Below are 21,752 nucleotides of genomic sequence, written 5' to 3'. Positions count from 1 at the left end.
GACACTATTAACTACCTGTAATAAAAAAGGATCGACTGTGGCGATGCCTTTGTCGATCCTGCTTGAAACACCACTTTGTTACATGACCTGTTACTTGCCAGCCAAATATGTGTTGATCTGCTTCAATGCCTCTTCCCTGATTTTATCCAGCCCAAGCTTGACCGCTTTTTTGTTCAATTCATGCGCCTTCACGAACGAATCCTCCATCGTGCCCGAAGCGTAGACTTGACCGATCTGGTCCATCACAGGAGTGACCTTGGCGATTTCTGATTTAACAGGCTCCGAATCGAACGTGAAGCCTGCAAGCGGAGTCTGGTAGTAGCTGTCTACGTTCATGCTATAATCAAGCATCTTGTAGATCTGCTCATCCATTCCCGCCAGATTCCGGATCATATTCGGATTCCAGGTCATTTCGTAGCCCGGGAAGATGTATCTCGGTCCGCTCTCTGGATATTTATAGAGCGCATCCCCGTCCGCAATCCAATCGACGCCTTCAATCCCGCGCTCGAATAAATCATGGTTGGACTTGTCGGAGAACATCCAATCAAAGAACTTCATGACCGAATCCGCTTTCTTGGAGGTCACCGGTATGCTGATAAAGTTAAATGCCTTGAAATCCGTCTTCATCGCGCCAGACTGCTGAGCTCGCTGCGAGTCGCTGGAAGGGAAGAACTCCAGCTTCGCGCCGGGTACCGCTTTGGCCAGCTGATCGTTCAACGATGAGAACTGACTGATGCCATGCGCCAAGGATGCCGCTTTACCCGCTACGAACATGGAAGCCGCATTCTGCTGCGTCAACAGATCCTTCTCGAAATAGCCGCTGCTCTTCCAGCGATTCGAGATTTCGACGAAATTATAAGGAATGCCCGGGTAAGGGGCTTCTTTGTCTCCCGGCATCTCCAAGCTTACGCAAGACTTTCCGTCCTCGCTCATTTGGCAAGTCGCGGACAGGCCGCCTGTTAAAGAAGTCGTAAATATATTAGACTTGGCGAAAAAATAATCGTTCTCATCCGTTAACCCATAGTTCCACCTTAAGGCGTTGCCATCGTCGGCCAGCGGAGTTACGCCTTGTTCATTCTTCAGAACATGATCGAAATATTGCTCGAGCTCTTGAAGGTTCGATATCGGTCCGATTCCGTACTTCTCTCTTAAATCTTTGCGGATGAAATACCCATAAACCTCCTTATAGCCTTGCGTGAAGGGAATGCCATACAGCTTGCCGTTAAATTTGTTATTGCCCACATATTGCTCCCCGAACGCCTTCTTCAATCCCGGGTAATTATCGTTTAAGAAGTATTTATCCAGCTCCTGATACAGTTCCTGATTAATGTTGTTGATCATCGTGGCCCACGGCGCATCGAAGACGGCATCGATCTCTTCGCCTGAGGACAGCTTCAGCTTCACTTTGTTGGAGAAGTCGCTCAGCGGCGTCCAGGAGATGTTAATTTTCATGTTCAGCGTATCTTTGGTTCTCTTCTCGAATTCCGCCAACACCTCGTCCATTCCCGCCGGCTTGTCTCCCCACAGCATGAAATTCAATTCCACCGGATCAGGCGCAGGAGTCGTCGCCTCGGTTTCCCCGCCTCCCGCCGGAGCGTTGGCATCATTCGGCTTGCCGCCGTTCTTCTCGTTGCTTTGCGAGCACGCCGCCAGCATACTTACCAACAAGATCAGGGCTAATACAAGTGCCGTACTTTTCTTCGCTTTGCTCTTCATCCTTGAAACCCCTCCATTTTTTCTAACCATCATCTATGCTAAACCAACAATCGGCATTAGCCCTTTACAGCACCCATCACTAAACCCCGTATGAAATACCTCTGAAGGAACGGATATAAGAAAATAATCGGACCGATGGTGATGACCGTAGTAGCCATCCTCGCCGAGAACGCGGGCACGACAGCGGCGATTTGCTGATTGCCGTTGACCATGCTGCTGGCGAATTCGACGTTGCGAATAATTGACATAATGATATATTGCAAGGGATACAGCTCGGGCTTCTCGATAAACAACAGCGCTCTGAACCATTCATTCCAGAATCCGATCGCATAGAACAACCCTATCGTCGACATCGCGGGCAGTGACACGGGAATGATTATTCGCAGCAGCACCGTCATATCGTTAGCGCCGTCGATCCGTGCAGACTCGGACAAGGATTCCGGTACGCTGCGAAAGAAGTTCCGCAGCATATAGACATAATACGGGCTTAGAACGCCCGGAAGAATAAGCGCCCATATCGTATTCCCCATATGCAGGTACTTCACGATTAAGAGATAGTAGGCAACCAATCCGCCGTTGAACAGAATGGTCAAGTAGAGAAAGAAGGAAATGGCGCCCGCATACTTCAACCTTTTCTCCGAAATCGCATAGGCGATTCCGCTTGTTACGATCAGGCTGATCACCGTTCCAACGATCGTCACGGTCAACGTCACCGCGTACGATTTGTAGATCACACTCGTATTGAGGATCAGTCTGTACGCTTCAAAGGATAGCTTGGTTGGAATCAGATTGTACCCGTTCTGAATAAGGGATAGTTCATCCGTAACTGAACTGGAGATCAGCAGCCAGAAGGGCAATACACATATGAATGCAAATAAAGTAATGACGCAATAGAAAATCCCCAGTAAGATTCTGTCGCTCGTATTTCGCGTCTTCATTCCGTACCTCCTGGGCAAGTTAGTAGATCGTTGCTTCTTTATCGTAGATCTTGACGATCCTGTTGGTGATCAGAATCAGGATCAGCCCCATGACGGACTGATACAGCCCGATTGCCGAAGCCATGCCGAAATCCCCCAGCGTACGAAGCGACCGGTACACGAAAGTATCGATAACATCCGTCGTCGGATACAAGAACGAATTGTCGCCGACAAGCGCGTAGATCATGCCGAAATCGCCGTAGAAGACCCGCCCCAGAGCGAGAAGAACGAGAAGGAACGTGATGCTTTTCATAAGCGGCAGCGTGATATGACGAATCATTTGCAGCCGATTGGCGCCGTCGATTCTGGCCGATTCATACAAGTCGTTATTGATTCCGGCCATCGCAGCCAAATAGATGATGGTTCCGTACCCGGCGCTCTTCCAAATCCGGATCAGGATCAAGATTCCCGGCCATGCTTCAGGAGACGAATAGAAGCTGACGGGCGGATATCCCATCGCTTCCAGCAGCTTATTGACGATGCCGCCTTCCGACGAGAGCAGCGTGATCATAAAGATGGAAACGACCGCCCACGAAATAAAGAACGGAAGGATGATGACCGACTGGGTGATTCTCTTGAACCATCTGCCGCCGATTTCGTTAATGATGACAGCCAGCACGATGGCCGACAGAATCTCCCCAAGTATGAACAGGAGATTGAGATAGATCGTATTCAACGTCACTCTAGGCCAATCGAGCCCGCTAAAGAAAAACTCGAAATTACGCAAGCCTACGAATTCGCTTCCGGTCAATCCTTTGATCGGATTAAAATCCAAGAAAGCCACATAGATACCCAGCATAGGAATGTAGTTGAAAATAAAGACGAAGATCAAACCGGGCAGCGTCAGCAAGTAAAGATACTTATTTCTCGCCAGCTCCCGGATGAACGATTGAAACGCGCTTCCAGTTTTCTTGTGTACCATGTCTTGCCTCCCCTGCATGTCATTTCTCTCTTGCTAATCGATCCCCGTCTGTACCGGTTGGCTCTTAATTTACATCCCCAGCCCGCAAATAAGTAGCTTGTTTTTTAATGATGGCCTTGATCGTTCATGATTGGATAGCTGATTTCTCGCCATGACGTCGATCGTTCATGATTTCCCCGCACGCCAAGAACGCCATCCGTCCCCTAGGGCCGAATGGCGTTCTTATCGTGAGGATGATCAGGAGCTTGTTCCCGCCTTATGGTCATCCCGATACTGAGCCGCACTAACTCCCGTATATTTCTTGAAGCTCGTGTAGAAGTAGCCCGTATTCGCGAATCCCACCTTCTCCGCAATATTCTTGATCCGTTCATCCGACTCCCGCAGCAATCGCATGGCCTGAATAAACCGGATATCTGTGATATGCTCGGAGAGTGACTTCCCCAGCTGCTTCTTGAAGATCAAGCGCAGATGATTGGGCGATAGATGTACCTGATCGGCTAGGCTTTCGACGCTCAGATTTGGATCGTGATAATGAACCGAGATGTAGTCGACAAGCTGCCTAACCATGTCATCCTGCTTCGAATCCTTTCTCTCATTCACGGCTTGAACGATCGCCTTGTACAGCTGATGATACCAAAGCTTGATTTCCTCCAACGTATCCCGATCCGCAAGCTGCTTCGAAATATGGCTTCTCTGAACGCCTAGCCGTTCAGGATCGACTTGCATCTCGCCGGTCGCGGTCTTGACGACAGCCAAAGCCAATTGGGTCAAGGACAGGATCACCTCATCGTAGGTGAATGGGCTGACGGACTGTACGAAAGCATCCAACGAGCGATTATATTTATCTTCTTCTTCCAGCTTCAGGCTATTTAACAGCCTTTTCTCCAGATCATGCGGATATACGTAGGGTTCCGTCCCGTTCTCCGGGACGGAGCTCTGATCGATCAAGGCCCCTCTTCCTAGCCGGATTCTGCAATTCGAAGCATTCAAGGCACCGTAGTACGATTTTCGAATCTCCGACAGTTGACTGAACACCGAGCCGATCGCAACCGTTATCGACATTTTCAGATTCTTCTCAACCTCGTCCTGCACGCTTCTTAATGTCTCCTTGAGCATCGTTAGCGGCCTTCCGTCTATCGAGCCGAATAGAAAGGTAATCTCGTTCCCTTTACTTTCGATTTCCTCGACAAACTCCCATTCCCTCATCAGCTCTTTCGTAATGTTGGAGATCGCGAAGCGGTACAACGCGATATCCCGCAAGGAACAACGCTCGATTAATGCGCCATAATCGTCGATTCGGATCATGACGATCAGATTGTGAAGAGAATCGGGAGGAATGCCTATGGCTTGGAGCTCCTCTTCCGTATTTTTGTTCAAGTAGACTTCATCGCGGATCAGCCGCTCCAGCAGCTCTTTCTTCTTCGCCGGCTTATAGGCATTCACGATATGATTCAGTCCGGATATATTGGCCGTCAAGTGATCGAACGCATCCCGAAGAAACTCGAATTCACTGGCCGGGGACGAATCCGCCCCAAGCTTTCCTGCCGATTTGACTTTATGAATCAGACGATGGACCGGCTTATACAAGCTGCGGATAAAAAATAGGGAAACGATCGCGGATAGTAGAATGAAAATGCCGGTAATCATAAACACGGCGTCGCGCAATTGTGAAATGCCGGCTACCAGCTGTTCATACTCCATGATGCTAATAAAGAACCACCCCAGAATGCTGCTGGATTCGAGATGGGTAATAAAATACTTCTTCCCTTGAATATCCTCCGTGAAATACCCGCTGGCCGCCGCGTCCGCTTGAATGGAGCGAAAGAACGCTTCGTTCGTGATGGACTTCTCGTGCACCGGGCTATCCGTCTGGATGACGATGGCGCCCTTCGTGTCGACGATCATCTTCTGCGTATAGGCGCCTGGCGACTTGATCGCCAGCATCTCTCTGATTTTGTCCTGGCTGATGTTAATAATTAACGCCGAGTCCGCCGCAGCCGTATTCGCCGATTCAGAGAACAGGACCGAGATAAATCCGTGTTCCTCCCATTTATCATATATGCGGTAACGGACATCCCTCGGTATGAATACAGGATGATTGATTTCATGGCTCATCTTCAAGTATTCAACGATGTCCGTATCGTAGAAATTTCCAATCGTTCTCACCGTCGCTCCGCTCGAGAACGCCGCGTCCGCATTCCGGTTCACAATATAGACGGACGACACGAGCGGGCTAACCTGCATCGAATCTTTAAGCGTTTTGTTGATTTCATACATCTCTTCCGCATTGAATTGATCTGCGTAGAGTGCATTAAACACATGGCTGTTGCTCGTGAAGAACCTGGAATAATAATTGTACACATTCGTCAGCTGAGCCTCGATCAACCGGTAAGTCTGTTCCAGCTGCTCGGCCGAGATGCCGTATGCATCCCGGATGCTTCTTTCCGAATATTGCTTATAGAGAAAAGCGGACAGAGAAGATAATAGAATCGCGCAGGACGTCGTTAAGATAAGGAGCATCCGGACTAAGGTTTTATTCTTTTTCATGAAATGGATGAACGGTCTCAATGCTGTTGTCTCCCTTTGAGCGACCTAATGATCTTCCCGATCTTCATTCAAACGCGTACTCGACTCTTCCAATTTGGGGATTCCAGTAATTAGAGGTACTGTGTTTATAGACGATTTTGAGATATCGGGTTTCTGATGGCAAGCTATCGGCATGATAAGTAACTTTATTCCAGACCACTCCGGCAGCGTTTACAATTGTTCTGGACGGCGTAATAGATGTGTAGTTGATATTGTCTGGCGAGACATAGAAAGCAAAGTCCGTAATGGCCTCATCCGGCCAGAACCAACCCTCCGCCGAGAAACGCGACATCGGCTGCATGGAAGAAGCGGTTCTATAGATAACATACTCCTCCGAGTTGGCCGATCTAGCCAATCTTGAAGCATCCCCGCCGAATCCGGCCTGAACGCTGCCATCCAAGACGAGATTCGCGCTATGGCTGTGCATCTTCGAGAAATCATTCAGATCGTCGACGACCGTCCCGGATATGGGCATGCTGGAGATCTCGACGCTGCCAAGCTGCGGGTTCCAGTAATTCGCCGAATTTTGTTTGAACACCATCTTAATAAATTTCGTTCCCTCGGGCAAGCCCACGCCTTTATAGACGACTTTGTTCCAGACGATACCGCTTCCATTTGCCGTTGTTTTCACTGGCGTAAACGGCGTGAAAGCCACACCATCTGGCGATGCGTAGAAGGCAAAGTCCGTGGAGGCCTCATCCGGCCAATGCCACCCCGTTGCCGCAAAGCCAGTAATATCTCTCGTTATCGAAGGCGTCCGATAGACGACGTATTCCTCGGTGTTCGAGCTTCTCGCCAGCCTGGAAACATCGCCGCTGAAGGCCGTCTGGTTGCTGCCATCCAAGACAAGATTCGCGCTATGGCTGTACATCTTCGAGAAATCGCTCAGATCGTCGGTTACATCGGAGCTGCTGCGGTCGGTATAAATCCTTTGCGCGGATACCATCTCGTCCAGTCTTGCGAATTTAAATTGACCCGGGTAAGAGGCGTTCAGCGTATCTTGAACCTCCTTCAGAATCGTCGGATTCGCGGCCATCACCTGACCGGCACCAGGCTCATGCCCGTACTGGTTCTTCTCGTGTTCGCCTGTAAACATGTAACCGTAATAGCCGGACAGAAAGGCGGGCTTCGCTTTCCCGATATCGACCGTTCGACTCTTAATATCATTGATAATCTGCTGGGCTTGCGTCGTATATACGGCCTTTATCTCGTCAAAATGTGCATGGGACGATGAAGCGGCCAATGCCAGCCGGCCGGTTGCGAACGTGTTATCTGTCCGATCGAGTACTAGCTTGTCATTGACATACCCCTTCATAGAAGCTCCCGACGCCACGATCCGTAAGTGGTAGGACGTATTCGCCTCATGCGGGTAATCCACCTCTGTGCCAAGAATCGTCTTGACTCCATTAACAACCTTCATGAGTCCGGCCTTATTGCCGTCCTTCAAATAAAACCAGTAGTAATTGTCGCCGCTTCCTTTCCTGAAAGCCAGGCCGGCCAAGCCGGATGCGGAAGCTTGCTTGCTCATCCTGACATCTGCATTCACGTATCCATGCAGACCGTTTGTCGCATACGCTAAGCTTGGAGAGGATGCCGTGCCGCTCTGACTGAATTGCCCGCCTTCAATGCTCCATACTCCGCTTGCCGCTGTCCATTTGCCAGAGCCGCTTGAGAAATCGTCGGTGAAGTCCGTTTGCCTGAGCGGATACATATTGGATCGACCGGATACGAAGGTATTCCCCCACGACTGATGCTCGCCGGAAGGTGTTTCCGCAATGAAAGCATCCAGACCTAACGCCGTTCCCAGTGCTCCATATTCAGCGGAATCGAATGGACCGATGGCCCCATACCCGCTGTATAGATCGAGAAATCGTTGATCGACCTTGTTCATCAATGCCGCGCCTATAACTTTTATTTCATTCTTGGCGTCCGCAGGCATCTCATCATAATCAGCAAATCCTAGCGGAGTGGCACCGCCGCTGAAGAAATAATCGTTAGGGGTCGCATGGGAATAATAGTACTCCGCTAAAGCAGGGGCTTCTTCCGCCATGCTGGCCTCGAATCCCCAGTTGATCGGAACGTTCCCCCTGTTGCTGTCCAGCCATGCGCCATGCTGAAAGGTCGTTACGGCCTTTGGCGTATCATTCTCGGAAGCCGTGAACGTAATGTAATACTTATTATCGTCTACCGTCGTATTCTCCACCGTGAAATTTGATTGATGCGCGAATACATCGGAGGAAGCCGCTGCTTTATTATGAAAAGATAGGTTGGTACTGCCGGCCATCTTGATATATCCGCCGTATGCCGCCATTGCATCGAGATCCACATCTTCATGCTGGACCCATCCCCACACGGGAAACGAAGCATTTCTCGCATCATAATAACCGTATATGTTCTTCAAGAGCGCGAATTGACCGGCATCACCCGACAATAGGTACGCATAGAACATTTTTCTTTCTACCGCAAGGTCAAAAGACTCTTCCGCCATATGATGGAACTCATGCGGATTGCAATATTTCAGCAGATGATCGTATCCCCACTGATAGACTTGCAGCGGCGTCGTCCATCCATAGGTTTCAAGTCTCCCGCTGATCGTGCTTGGCGCATCGGGATAATCCGTAAAGCTGTCCGTCAGCGTCAACGTCGCTGCCGGCGAAAGCCCGTAATCGGTTTGAAAATGGCTAACCTGCGAGGACAAGATTGGAATTCGATCCGTAAGCGAGCCGATTACAGCAGCCATATCGAGTTCCGGCCAATGGTAGGAGTCCGTGGTTATCGTGTGATCGAACGTCACGACGCCATTGAAATGCCCCTTGAACGTTTCATAAACCTCCTCAATCGAGTCCAGCGTGATGAAGGTATAGCCCTTGGTTTCATAATAATTCTTCCAATGGGTATCGCTATCCGTATAATAATTTAAATTTTGATCAATCAGGAGCGTCTCCTCGGTTCTGTTTACGACCCCTTGCACAACCTTTAGAGCAACATAGTCTGACATGCCAAGCAGCGTGCTCGGCAAGCCCGTCTCCGGATCGTGATACCCGGTCAAATCATATGCTTTGAAGTAATACACCGTCTTTCCGACCGCAGCGGAAACCTGATAACCGCTGAAGGTCAATGCGATGGAGACCAGAAGCACGATCATCTTCTTCATCTTTCATGCCATCCTCCCATACAGAGATTTAATTATAATAAAGGTACAATACTTTTCCGCATAACAAGCATTTGAATTTTAATGGAATGCATGATTACTCATGAATCGATAGGCAAAAACATAAAACGCTTGTTCATGACTCCGTTCATAAAGTATAATTTTTCCAATACGAATGAGAGAGAGGAATAAGCGGCGATGAATAGGGATGAGCTAGCCAAGCAAATTGAATCAGGAAAGTTTCGCGAGCATCTGCAGAAGGGATTTCCGGCGGAGATTGTTTCACGATTAGACCAACTCCGCGCAGACGAATTAAAGAAACGGCTGAATCAAGTCATCAGCGTTCCAATCGATCTTTCAGGGGAAATGAGTCACGAGCTTCTCGAGCTCTATTACACCGCTTCCTGGTATAACATATTTGAGAAACAAAACCTTCCGCGCAATGCGAGTGTATTCGAGGTAGGTGCAGGAGATATCGTATATATTCCGAAAGCGCTTGATGCCTATTCTGCGGGGCAAGGCGGGAAATATGTGACCGCCAATTTAAATCTTGAACTCTCCCGGGGATTTCGCGAGAAGACGGCAGGTATGCAGATCGATATCGAGATTATTCCAGACAATGGCGCTAATATCCTGAATTATTATAACGAGGAATCGTTCGAAGTCATCGCCTTTCACCATGCGCTTAATGATATTATTCAGACGGTCATCGCCGATCTAGAAGGCATTGACACGATCAATAACAACTGGTGGACGATCGAACCACAGCTGCTCCTAGCCGTTATGGAGTACCATAATACAGGAAGATTAAAAGATGCAGCGTATGACGCCTTTATCCGCATCATCGATACATGTAATCGGTTGTTGAAGAAAGGCGGATATATGGTTTTCGATAATTGTACGTATGCAGGCTATGACAGTATGGGATATTCGTCGGAATTCCATAGTGCTTACATTGACCTGGCCAGGGAATGGATCAACGAGGCACAGCTGGGCTTAGAAGAAGTCGAGATGCCTTCGTATGACAGGAAGTGGTGGATGGTCTTGAGGAAGGTTTAGTTCCTCTCACCAAGAATGGCCGTCATATATCAACAAGAACCTACCGCAAGAGGCGGTAGGTTCTTGTTTTCTTGAATGTGTGTTCTTTCTTATATTGTATAAATCATCATCTTCTATTACTGCCAGCTCAGGAAAGGATAGCTCATATCTTCAGCAATGTTCATTCATTTAGTGGCTTCCCCTTGCAATATGCTATACTGTGCCTAAAGCACATCGTTAAGGAGTCTATGCAATGGAAACGAACATCAATCCTGTCGTTATCCCTAACTCGCAGAGACGTATCATCGTTTCACGAGGCAGGGAGTATCATATTTTCATTAGCGTCCCTCTGAAGACGGCGCCTCAAGCCGGATTCCCCGTCATCTATTTGCTGGATGCCAATTCCGTATTCGGAACGATGACGGAGACGATTCGCGCACAGTCCCGCTTTCCGGAGCGAACCGGCGTCGAACCGTCAATCGTTGTCGGCATTGGGTACGACACGGATGCTCCCTTCCATACCTCCCGCCATTATGATTTTACTTATCCCGTTCCGCATCACGAGCTTCCTCCCCATCCAGATGATCAATCATGGCCGGAACAAGGCGGGTCGTCCGCGTTTCTCCATTTCATTGAAGATGAGTTGAAGCCGGCGATGGAGCGCGATTTCCCTATTGATACGTCCAGGCAAACGCTGCTCGGCCATTCTTTAGGCGGCCTGTTCGTACTATCCGCCCTTTTTGCAAAGCCGTACAGCTTCCAGACCTATATAGCCGGAAGTCCCTCGATCTATTGGAATGAGAAGCGCCTGCTTGAACAAGAGCGCGTATTGCCATCCCTTCTGAAGGACGGCAAGCCTATTAGACTGCTGCTTACAATCGGGGAGCTGGAACGAGGGGCCGAAGGGCAGAATGATGAGAAAATCGAAGCTATGGCGGCCCGTCTGTCGAAGCTTCCCAACCATCGGCTTTCCGTGACGTATAAGAAGTTTGAGGATGAAAGCCATATTTCCGTCCTGCCTCTTCTCATGAGTCAAGGCATACGTTTTGCCACTAGAAGTCATAGCTAAGCTGACGCCGTATGGGTAGCAGAACAACAATCCCCTATGAGCCGCTTTGTGCGCCCATAGGGGATTGTTGTTCGTTACGAGTTTTATTATGCATGCCGGCCCGGATAAATAAATCGCATGGCGTTAGGAAAATATTGATTAAAATACCGGTGCTCATGTACGCCCTCGGGATCGGTCTCGAACTTAATCTGCTCGCTTCCGCCTGGCAGTTTACCTTTTAGAATTTGATAAGCCTTGCGGTTATTCGGAACCATCTGCTCCTGAATATTGCCCCGGCCTGCCGCCTCCAGCTCTCCAACATACATATAGATGCAGAGGCTGTCCTGCATAAACTCATTCTCCTCGACGAACGCCAACGCATTCTCATACCATAACGATGCCGACATGAGGGCAATTCGGCCGAAATATTGAGGCTTCTTATAAGCCGCGTACAACGAAATTAAAGCCCCTAGCGACCCGCCGGTTATCGCAGTTTGTTCAGAATCGTCCACAATCCGGTAATGGGCTTGAATAAACGGCATCACCTTCTCGGTTACGAATGCCAGGTAGCTGTCCCCTTCCCCGTCGAAACCCTCCTCCGCACGCAGACGCGGCGCATACCAAGGCGTGTATTCTCGATACCGGTCATCCGGCTCAATGCCGATAAAGACGACTTCCTGCGTTAGGCCTCCGGCAAAGTCACGCTCCAAGTCTTCGATGCTGTCCATGAATAAATAACTGCCATCCTGCACATAAACCGCAGGAAACAAGTCAATCGAGTTATAAGTCGGCGGGGTATAGATATGAATATCCCTGCCCATGAATGAAATGGTTTCCAGTTTACCTTGCATAAGACCGCCTCCTAAAGTACGGGTTCCCTGAGTCTAGCATGGGTTTCCTCTCGTGGCTCCAACTCCACAACGACCTTTTGCCAGCTTGCTCAACGGACTTTTTACACCTTTCGCTTCAGCAGCAGGTAGATCAAATACGGGACACCGACCAGCGCGGCAACAATGCCTACCGGAATTTCCGTAGGAGCAATATTGCGCGCGATATAGTCCGCAGTAAGAACGAGCAGCATGCCCATAAGACCGCTTACGGGCAGCAAGTACCGATGGTGAATGCCCACCAGCTGCCTTGAAATGTGGGGTGCGATTAATCCAATGAACGTAATGTTTCCTGCAATGGACACGCAAGCGCTAACAAGCCCCACGCTGCACAGAATCAGGATTATCCTTTGCCGGTTCACGAGAATCCCTAAGCTTTTGACCGTCTCGTCCTTCAGCTGGAATAAATCCAATATACGGTGCTTGTACAGGATGACCGGCGTAAGCAGCAGCACCCATGGCAGTGCAGAAAGGATATAAGCCCACGTTGCATTATAAATGCTGCCATGAAGCCAAATGTTAGCCTTCTGAAAATCATTCGGATCCATCTTGAGCGAAAAATATAGCGAGATGGCACTGAACCCTGCGGATATGGCGATACCAATCAGAATAAACCGCGGAATATCGAGCATTCCCTTCCTCCAGGAAAGGAAAAAAATAATCGCCGCCGCTAAGATCCCGCCCAGCCAGCCGAATAAGGGACGGATGAGTATGCTGTACCAATCCTCGGTGACGACCGATCCATGGATAAAGAAAATAAAGACGACAATACCTGTTCCCGCTCCGGCACTAATGCCTAATATTCCGGGATCAGCCAAACCGTTGTTGGTAATCCCCTGAATGACAGTTCCGGCGATGGCTAACCCGAACCCAACAAGCAGGGCAAGTATAATCCGTGGAAGCCGATACTCGAACAGCGTAACTGTAAAGTCCTGCTCCGTATTGATCCTCAGAAGTGTACGTACGATATCCCCGATGCTCATCTCCAGGCTTCCGCTCGTTAAATTCAAATAGAAAACAGCCAATAGAAGGGCGGCAACGGCAGCGATGCGACCCTTGATACGTCTAGACACCCGGAGCCCCCCCTTTCCTATAAACCAAATAAATAAAGAAAGGGATGCAAATCACGGAGATCACAATCGTGACAGGCGTTTCATAGGGATAATTGACAAATCGGCTGAGAATATCCGCGAAGCATAAGAAGACGCCCCCCAGCAGTCCTGAACAAGGTATGATCCAGCGATAATCCGTACCGACCAAGTACCGGGCAATATGCGGGATGACCAACCCGATAAATGCGACATTCCCGCCTATAGCAACTGCAGACCCTGTCATTACCGCCACAGCGAGCATGGCAGCCGTTCTAATGAGCGCCGGTCTTGTGCCTAAACCGGCAGCCGTTTCCTCCCCTAAAGAGAGAATCGTCACCGTTTTGGATAGAAGGATCGCCATTATAAGTCCAATACATGCGAAGGGGAGGATCAAATACACGTCCCCCATATCCAATTTATCCAGTCTCGCATTGTACCAGAAGCTCACGCTTTGGGAAATTTGAAAAAAGTGGGCCAATCCGGCAGCCAGGCTGCTGAAGAAAGTCCCAATAACAATACCGATTATAGCCAGACGTACGGGCTGAAACCCGTTCGGGGCTATTTTGGCGATCCCGAATACAAGGGCGATTGCAGCCAGGGATCCGACAAACGAGAACAGCATGAGCCCGAGCGAGCTGGCCGTCACAAAAATGATGGCAAGCGTCACAAAAAAAGCCGACCCCTCCGAGACGCCCATAATAGAGGGGGATGCAAGGTAGTTGCGTGTTACGCCCTGCATGATGGCTCCCGATACCGCTAATAGAAGCCCGATGATGACGGCGCCAAGCGCTCGCGGCAATCGGGAGGTGATAATAATATTGTCCGTTATATGGGTAGAATCATAATGAAAAATGGCATGCCCTACGTCTTGAAAGGATATAATCGCTGCCCCGTAGCTGATCGATAAAAAAGTACCGAATACGAGCAATATGGGGCAGCTCAGCAATATAAGGACCGCTCTTTTATTTGGCATTGCCCAATGTCGCCGTGACTTGTTCAAGGAACTTGGTCTTGCTCAAGATTGGCGTTCCGAACAGGTCAGGATGAACCGGGTTGACATACACATGACCGTCTTGAACCGCTTGGATTTGGTTCCACAGAGGTTTCGTCTTCAGATCTTCAATCGCCTGCAGGTCGTTCAACGGGACAAGCGCAAAAATATAATCCGGATTGGCTTGGGCCATTTTCTCCAGCGGAATGGTTTCCCTGCGTTCGATGGCTCCGATCAGTTCAGGAACAGACAACCCCAGCCCATCATAGAGCACCGCGTTGTACGTCGTTTGGGCGGAATAGCCGCTTAACCCGTATTGCGTGCTAATTCGCAGGTACATAACCGTTTTATCCTTATTGGAGGACCCGGCAATCAATTCCTTCGACTTCTGCAGCTGCTCTTTGTACCCTTCAATGACGTTCTTTGCTTCTTCCGCCTTGCCCGTAATTTCCGCAACAACCGTGATGTTCGCTTCAGAATCGGCGCCGCTGAAAGAAAGCGGAATCGTAGGCGCAATTTGCTCCAACGGCTTCAAGGTTTCGGCATCCAAACGGGCAGTCGTAAGAATGACATCCGGCTTCAAGGCCAGCAGCTGCTCTTTGTCCGGCTGTACACCCGAATCGATCCACTTCACGCCATCCAAAGAATCGCCCATTTCTTCCGGTATTCCATTCACATACATATCCTTTGCGGCCGCATACGGCTTGACCCCGAGTACATGCATCTCCTCCATGGCTTCAACCGCCAGGACGGCGATTTTCCCAGCTTTCTCCGGAACTTGATAATCCTTGCCCAAATACGTGACGGTCTTTAGCGCAGATGATTCCGATTCCGTTCCGGCTTGACTATCCGTTTGCTCTTTCTGTCCATTCTGTGCAGCTTGTCCGTTAGCATCGCTATTACTCGATTGATTCCCGCATCCGGCAATGATAAATACGAATACGAGCAGCAAGACGACAAGCTGCTTTGATTTGACTTTCATGGTTCAATACCCCCGCTGTGCGTTTTAATTTGATAATAATGATAATCATTATCATTGATATCAAACATAATATCACGATCGTCATGCAGCGTCCATTTCCAATTGTGACGAGGGCACTTATGAAATTATGACATGAAGTGATGCATTAGAAGCTCAAGCTGCATGTGCATCGATACCGGATCCCAGTTGTAGAACGTGCCGTGATCATTGACATATACGCGATTCTTACGGACAGCCGGCAGATTGTTCCATATCTCGCTGCTCATAATCTTGGCTGCGTACGGTTCTCCGCCTTTCTCTTCATAGATCGTGACGAAGATGTAGTCTGCAGCATATAAAGGCAGCTCCTCCAGCGGAATAATTTTGTACCATTCTCCTGCGCATAGTTCGCTTCTCACCAGCTGCGGCGGGCTTAACTTGAGCATTTTATATATTAATTGGCCGCCTCTCCCGCCGGAATCGCCAATAACCATGATTTTATCCTTCCAAATCTCAATGATCAGCACCGTTTCATGGCGGGCAACTTTGTCCACAAGAAGCTTCCTTGCTTGTTCAACCTTCTCATCCAGACCGTCCAGCAGCTCCTTAGCCGCCTCTTCTGCATTTACAATTTCCGCGATGAACCGAAATTGCTCACGCCAGCTCAGCTTGGTTAATGAGAGTGAAATCGTAGGCGCCATACGTTTCAATTCCCCTAATTCCCGATAGGTGTCATAACACAGGATCAGATCCGGGGATGTCTCCGCAACCATCTGATTAAAATGAAAGGTATGCAGGTCTAGCGTATATGTCGAGCCTTCCTGCAAGCTGCCTTTAAACAGCTCCTTAATAAACGGATTGATTTTGGCTAATACGGGAGTTACGCCCAGCGCCAGCAAGCACGCCGTGAAATGCGACGACACGGAAGCGATCCTCTTGGGCTTATGAAGATAGAGGGAAGGGGATATACCGGTCGTTTCCTTAAATTTCCGGCTTAAATAGAACTCATTCTTATACCCGACCCGCTCGGCAATCTCTCTGAGGCTGGCCCTTGAAGTAAGCAGGAACTCCTGAGCTCTGTTGATTCGAATTTCCGTCAAGCGTTTGCTGAAATTGCGTCCTGTCTCTTTTTTGAACAGTCTGGAGAAGTATTCCGAATTCAAGCCTGCCATTCTTGCCAGCTGATCGCGATGAATATCTTCATCGTAATGATTCTCCATGTATAAGATGGCTCTTTCAATTGCCGTTCTCGACAATTCCTGTCGGGACGCTTCGTATTCCTCCGCAATCAAGCTCATCATTTCATTAAATCGCATCTGAAGCTTGAATGAACTGGACGCGCTCTGTTCGTGGCTCATCAGCTCCATGCTTTCAGCTATTTCTTTTAGCTGGTGATAGCATTGGCTTGCCACTTCCCCATTCTCATAGAGGCTCCTTTGCATGGGCTCATACACCACCCTGTCTTCGAGCTCCAACCGATGGTAAGCCCCTATTGTCAGCTGGTACAAAAGCAATCCCTGGTTATGCCCGTTCTCCTCCGTAAAGTAAACAACCGTCCCGGGGTTGCAGAATAGAACGCTGCCTGACTTGTTTGGATAATAGCTTTTATTATCAATCCAGATTTCACCCGCACCATGAACGACGATTAACAGCGTGCAGACCTCGAAAGTTCGTTTGACACGGGATGCAGATGGCGGGTATTCCGTTAATTTGATATTTTCTAATGTATAGACATGCTGCGTATTCATCAAATACCCTCTCTCAACGAAAGTCTCTTCCCTTATCCTAACTTATACAATCGAGATAATACAGATTAATGTCTTCGCTGCAGCAACAAAATCGGCCGATTCAGCTTGATCGAAACCAATAAGAACCTACCGCCACGGGCGATAGGTTCTTATTGAGGTGTTTATGAAAATCTATACAGCCAATGCCAACCTTGAGAGCTTGTTTATTCATAGACTACAGATAGTTCGGAATAACCTGCGATAATTCCATTCCAACCTTCTTATACCAGGCTCGTGCCCTCCCAATCCTTGTTGCTCTGTACACCGAGAAGCTTGGCTATGGTCGGTGCAATATCGATAATATTCGCTTTAGGAATGAGATCACCGGGAACGAATGCTTTCCCCTGCATCAATAACGGGATGGTCATATCTTCAGGCATATCCGTGCCGTGACTGCGGTCATGTCCGCCATGGTCAGAGGTTACGATGACCGTATAGTCTTTCGGAATCGCACGGACAGCTTTTTCAATGCATACCCATGATTCATAGACGGATTGAATGTATTCTTCCGACATCCAGCCATGCTTGTGTCCGACTTCATCGACCAGCCCCAAGTACAGGAAGGTGAAATCAGGTAATTGTTCATTGATATATTCGATAGCCTTATCCGTCAGCATCTTGTTGGAAGCCTCGTAGGTATAGACGCCTCCCGATATAAAACAGCTGTGGGCCAAGGACCCAGGACGGGCCAGATCGCGAAGCTCCGACCAATTGTGGAACAGTCCGCATACCTTTTGATTGGCTTGAAGCTGTTCAAAGAGCCCTAATATGGGGCGCACCTGCGCCGTGTACGTGTTTTCCAATATGCCATGACGCTCAGGTGGGACACTGTGGAACAATGACATATGACAAGGCAAAGTAACACTTGGCATTACCGTTTTTGCATTCAGGGTGTAGCTTCCCTTGGCCTTCATCTCTTCGATGAAAGGATGCCCAGCTTTCTCTAAACTATCGGGACGCATGCCATCGATCAGAATCAGTACTACCTTGTCGCTCATTAAAATCAACTCCTGTTCACTGTATGAATAATGTTGACAATCAAAAGGACGGTTTCTGAAGCTTCTCGATGATTCCGCACCGCCACCCGCAAGCAAATACAACTAAATCCTTATAAACACACAATCAATATATATGGTTATCTCCTCAGCTGTCAATCCTATTTTTACAGCATGGCTGTTGGTTGATCTTCGCTTCTTCTCATCAATCCGGCAGCGGCTCGTTTAAATATTTATCATGGATGACGTTCATATGGTGCAGCTCATGACCGGCGATAATATACGCCCACGCCGCTGCGGACGATTCGCTGCCATTGACCACGCCGCTTCTAGACCATGCCTCTTCGGAAAGCCCCCGAAGCAAAGTGAGCGTTGCCCGGCGTACAACCGTGTACTCTTCCAAGAGATCGGATAACGAGCATGTATCAAAGGAAGCCCCGCTCATGAGAATGTCCTGATCATAACCGGCTAGCGGCGTCTTGTCTCCTCTTGCGATTCGAAGCAGCCGATAGCTCATGATCCGCTCGTTATCCGTAATATGGCCGAGCACCTCTTTCAGGCTCCACTTTCCCGGAGCATAGCGGTAATTGGCCCGATCTTCCGTAACGGTTGTGAATACAGCAATTGTATTCTGGAGGGATTGGATTAGAAGGTCTTGGATATTCCCCTCTGGAACCAACTCCACATACCTCTCAAAAGAGGTGTCATACTCTTCAGCAGATGGTCGGTTTGACATACATGAACTCCTCCTCGCTAGTCTCACTTTTGTATACCTGTTTCTGTGCTGGTTAAATTTATTATTCCATACCGCACAGCAATGGCTTGATTCCTGCTCAACGATTTATACTCCTTGTCATTCCAATGGTAAATTTCTTGAACCCCAGCGTTTCATAATAAGCTTCCAAATGTTCGACACACATCAGTTGAGGAATTACACGATTTTGCTCACAGTGATGAATGATTCGATTTAGCATTTCTTTACCGATTCCCGTGGATTGATAACTTGGCAGCACGCACACCCCACATATAACTCCTGTGATCACGCCATCAGAAACAACTCGTCCCATACCCACTAATTGTTGTTCATCAAAGGCATACATGGCGTACCAGCTTTGCTTGCACATGAGTTCCAGTTCATCACCTGTTAACCCAAGTGAATTCCACCCTAAAGACTCATATAAGGCCAGCAGCTGATCAAAATTTTCCGGGGGATTTGTCGTATATTTTATCGTTTTCTCCATACAAACATCTCCCTTCAGTTGATGCCCGCTCTCGCTGCCTCCTGATAATTGCTAGCGATCTGCTCGCCTAAGCTCTTGATCCTGTCCGCCACGTAGGCGGGCTCGAGCACATGAACATCCGGTCCGTAACCAAGTATCATGCCGTACATCCAGTGATTGTCCGGATAACTGGCTCTGACTAGCAGCGATCCATCCTCCTCCATCTCAATATTATCCAGACCGAAGGCCTCCTCTACCCGCACTCTCAATCGCGGGCGAAAACGCAGCAGAAGGTGAACGGCAGGACCCGTTTCCTGATTGCCCCACCGTGCATCAAGCTCCTCCATTCGAATGCCCCGATTATTGAAATGCTCCAGATGTACCCGCAAGCCGCTTAATCGCGAGAGACGGAACGTCCGGTAGTCATCGCGCAGCCTGCAGTACCCATATAAGTACCAGGCGTATCCCTTCCAGGCCAGGCCGATCGGCTCGACCTCCCGCTGTTCGCCGGCTCCGTCCGTATTTGTATATAGAAAAGATACGACGGAACGGTTTTTGGATGCCTGCCGCAGTGAAGCCAGAATGGACTTATCCTTTATACCGCCCCCATGCCAGAGGTTTGTATCGAAAATAAGCGTTTCGCCTGCCTCTTCCATCTGAGTCTGCTCGGATCTTGCCACAAGTGCCTTGATCTTGGTCAGCAAGCTGTCCATCTCCTGATCATCCAGCGATGCCTGCACGCCCTTAAGCGCAACTAGAATCGATTGAAGATCATCAAACGTGACGATTTGCCGGTCGATGCGAAACTGCTCCATGATTTCATAGCCGCCGTCGTTACCGGTATAGGACACGATGGGAATTCCTGCGGTATTGATGGTCTCCAAATCGCGATAGATCGTCCGCACCGATACCTCGAACTTGTCTGCAAGCACTTGGGCGTTAACCCGGCGCTGGCTTAGCAGAATCATCGTAATGCCAAGTAATCGCTGTACCTTCACGACAACCCCTCCTTCCCTTATCCATAATTTTACTCCCGGCTAAGGAGTTAGTCGAATTTTTTCTGAAGCGTCCCCACCACCCTGACACACTATTGTCAGGGTGGGCGTTCTACAATAAGTACATAAGAGAACAACACATTCGAGGAGGAAATAACATGAATACGACTATAGCCACGATGAAGGACCTGAATGAAATCCGCCCATTCCGTATGGAAACTTCGCAGGCTGAGCTGGATGATCTGAACAACCGCTTGGCGCTGACACGCTGGCCTGACGAGATTTCGGGCGCAGGCTGGAATTATGGCACACCGCTGAGTTTTGTGAAGGAGATGACAGCCTATTGGAGAACGTCGTTCGACTGGCGCAAGCAGGAGGCGCGCCTAAATGAATACCCGCAATTTACGACCACCATCGATGGAGCCAACGTTCACTTCTTCCACATCACGTCTCCTGAGCCCACTGCCATGCCGCTCATGCTCATTCACGGGTGGCCCGGATCGCCGGTCGAATTTCTGGATCTGATCGGGCCGCTTACCGACCCCGCCTCTTACGGCGGTGATGCTGCAGACGCATTCCATCTTGTCATACCATCCATCCCTGGATTCGGCCTATCCGGCCCGACGACAGAAGCAGGATGGACCTCCGGCCGCGCAGCCAAAGCTCTCGCACAACTAATGGGACGGCTGGGCTATACACGTTATGGCGTGCAGGGCGGAGATATGGGTGCGATGATCGCACCGGAGCTTGGCCGCATCGCGGCACCTCAAATAGTCGGCGTACATGTCAACGCGGCTACCATGGGCTTTGTTCCATTCGGCCAGGTAGAAGACGAGGTACTTGCCGCGTTAACGGAAGCGGAGAAGGTTCGGCTCGCTCGATTGGGACATTTTATGCAGGAGCGATTCGGCTTTAATATGATTCAATCAACTAGACCGCAAACGCTGGCTTACGGGCTTCATGACTCCCCAGTCGGCTTGCTCGCCTGGACTTGCGAGATGTTCTACGGCTTCGGAGACGCTGTGGAGGCGGTGGACCGGGATCGTTTCTTGACCAATCTCATGCTCTATTGGCTGAATGGAACGGCAAATTCCTCTGCCCGCATGTATTATGAAGGCGCACATGACCCGGGTGCCTGGGCTCCCAAGGCTCCATCACCAACACCTGTCGGGGTCGCCGTATTTCAGTTGTCCGATGTCGCGATCCGCCGCTACGCGGAGCAAGCCAACAACATCGTGCACTGGAACGAATTCGAGAGGGGAACTCATTTTGCAGCCATTGACGCGCCGGACTTGATGATAAGCGATATTCGGACGTTCTTCCGGGGGCTGTAAAAGGACTCACGAGAATAAACAACAACAAAAGGAATCCGAGCCGACTGCTCCGA

The 21,752-nt window shown here is 49.4% G+C and carries 17 protein-coding genes; 3 read left to right on the top strand and 14 right to left on the bottom strand.

The window, feature by feature from the left end; translation table 11 throughout:
- Positions 1-90: 90 nt before the first annotated feature.
- The 5 genes from NNL21_RS21370 to NNL21_RS21350 all read right to left on the bottom strand — a co-directional run bounded on the left by NNL21_RS21370 (position 91) and on the right by NNL21_RS21350 (position 9,355).
- On the bottom strand, positions 91-1,716 hold the full coding sequence (locus NNL21_RS21370) for an ABC transporter substrate-binding protein (RefSeq protein ID WP_204820408.1): 1,626 nt from the start codon (positions 1,714-1,716) through the stop codon (positions 91-93).
- Between the two features lie 56 nt (positions 1,717-1,772).
- Positions 1,773-2,654 carry a carbohydrate ABC transporter permease gene (locus tag NNL21_RS21365; protein ID WP_204820409.1) on the bottom strand — a complete coding sequence of 294 codons (882 nt, stop codon included), beginning with the start codon at positions 2,652-2,654 and terminating at the stop codon, positions 1,773-1,775.
- 19 nt (positions 2,655-2,673) lie between these two features.
- A complete protein-coding gene (locus NNL21_RS21360; RefSeq protein ID WP_204820410.1) occupies positions 2,674-3,615 on the bottom strand; it encodes an ABC transporter permease in 942 nt (313 codons plus the stop codon).
- Between the two features lie 237 nt (positions 3,616-3,852).
- Positions 3,853-6,183: a helix-turn-helix domain-containing protein gene (locus tag NNL21_RS21355; protein WP_204820411.1), complete on the bottom strand. Its 2,331-nt coding sequence runs from the start codon at positions 6,181-6,183 to the stop codon at positions 3,853-3,855.
- A gap of 43 nt (positions 6,184-6,226) precedes the next feature.
- Entirely contained in the window at positions 6,227-9,355 is a 3,129-nt protein-coding gene (locus tag NNL21_RS21350) for a GxGYxYP domain-containing protein (RefSeq protein WP_204820412.1), read from the bottom strand.
- A gap of 195 nt (positions 9,356-9,550) precedes the next feature.
- Here NNL21_RS21350 and NNL21_RS21345 point away from each other — a divergent pair, with 195 nt between their 5' ends.
- Both NNL21_RS21345 and NNL21_RS21340 read left to right on the top strand, forming a co-directional pair.
- Positions 9,551-10,411: a hypothetical protein gene (locus NNL21_RS21345; RefSeq protein WP_204820413.1), complete on the top strand. Its 861-nt coding sequence runs from the start codon at positions 9,551-9,553 to the stop codon at positions 10,409-10,411.
- A gap of 232 nt (positions 10,412-10,643) precedes the next feature.
- Positions 10,644-11,459, top strand: a complete 816-nt coding sequence (locus NNL21_RS21340; protein ID WP_204820414.1) for an alpha/beta hydrolase — start codon at positions 10,644-10,646, stop codon at positions 11,457-11,459.
- Between the two features lie 86 nt (positions 11,460-11,545).
- On the opposite strand, the gene NNL21_RS21335 is transcribed toward NNL21_RS21340, so the two are convergent.
- From NNL21_RS21335 to NNL21_RS36580, 9 genes are all read right to left on the bottom strand, one after another.
- Positions 11,546-12,289 (bottom strand): alpha/beta hydrolase, encoded by a 744-nt coding sequence (locus tag NNL21_RS21335; RefSeq protein WP_204820415.1) that lies wholly within the window; start codon positions 12,287-12,289, stop codon positions 11,546-11,548.
- Positions 12,290-12,390: 101 nt separating this feature from the next.
- Complete coding sequence (locus NNL21_RS21330; protein ID WP_256555383.1) at positions 12,391-13,398, bottom strand: FecCD family ABC transporter permease; 1,008 nt, start codon at positions 13,396-13,398, stop codon at positions 12,391-12,393.
- A complete protein-coding gene (locus tag NNL21_RS21325) occupies positions 13,391-14,389 on the bottom strand; it encodes a FecCD family ABC transporter permease (RefSeq protein WP_204820416.1) in 999 nt (332 codons plus the stop codon). The genes NNL21_RS21330 and NNL21_RS21325 overlap by 8 nt, the downstream gene beginning before the upstream one ends.
- Positions 14,379-15,389: an ABC transporter substrate-binding protein gene (locus tag NNL21_RS21320; protein ID WP_204820417.1), complete on the bottom strand. Its 1,011-nt coding sequence runs from the start codon at positions 15,387-15,389 to the stop codon at positions 14,379-14,381. Before NNL21_RS21320 ends, NNL21_RS21325 begins: the two co-directional genes overlap by 11 nt.
- A 125-nt stretch (positions 15,390-15,514) precedes the next feature.
- The gene (locus NNL21_RS21315) at positions 15,515-17,116 is read right to left on the bottom strand and encodes an ABC transporter substrate-binding protein (protein WP_204820418.1); all 1,602 of its coding nucleotides are present in this window, start codon (positions 17,114-17,116) and stop codon (positions 15,515-15,517) included.
- Between the two features lie 260 nt (positions 17,117-17,376).
- Positions 17,377-18,153: an alkaline phosphatase family protein gene (locus NNL21_RS21310; RefSeq protein ID WP_204820419.1), complete on the bottom strand. Its 777-nt coding sequence runs from the start codon at positions 18,151-18,153 to the stop codon at positions 17,377-17,379.
- A 202-nt stretch (positions 18,154-18,355) separates the two neighbouring features.
- On the bottom strand, positions 18,356-18,886 hold the full coding sequence (locus tag NNL21_RS21305; protein ID WP_204820420.1) for a DinB family protein: 531 nt from the start codon (positions 18,884-18,886) through the stop codon (positions 18,356-18,358).
- A gap of 97 nt (positions 18,887-18,983) precedes the next feature.
- The gene (locus tag NNL21_RS21300; protein WP_204820421.1) at positions 18,984-19,391 is read right to left on the bottom strand and encodes a GNAT family N-acetyltransferase; all 408 of its coding nucleotides are present in this window, start codon (positions 19,389-19,391) and stop codon (positions 18,984-18,986) included.
- 14 nt (positions 19,392-19,405) lie between these two features.
- Positions 19,406-20,368, bottom strand: a complete 963-nt coding sequence (locus NNL21_RS36580; RefSeq protein ID WP_204820422.1) for a helix-turn-helix transcriptional regulator — start codon at positions 20,366-20,368, stop codon at positions 19,406-19,408.
- A gap of 155 nt (positions 20,369-20,523) precedes the next feature.
- Between NNL21_RS36580 and NNL21_RS21290 the strand changes: the two genes are divergently transcribed.
- Positions 20,524-21,699, top strand: a complete 1,176-nt coding sequence (locus NNL21_RS21290) for an epoxide hydrolase family protein (protein ID WP_256555381.1) — start codon at positions 20,524-20,526, stop codon at positions 21,697-21,699.
- Positions 21,700-21,752: the final 53 nt, after the last annotated feature.

This window comes from Paenibacillus mendelii (genome assembly GCF_024498075.1).
GTDB classification, from domain to species: Bacteria; Bacillota; Bacilli; order Paenibacillales; family Paenibacillaceae; genus Paenibacillus_Z; species Paenibacillus_Z mendelii.
Note: the sequence above shows the minus strand (reverse complement) of the source record. Positions and strands in the feature narration are given on the sequence as shown.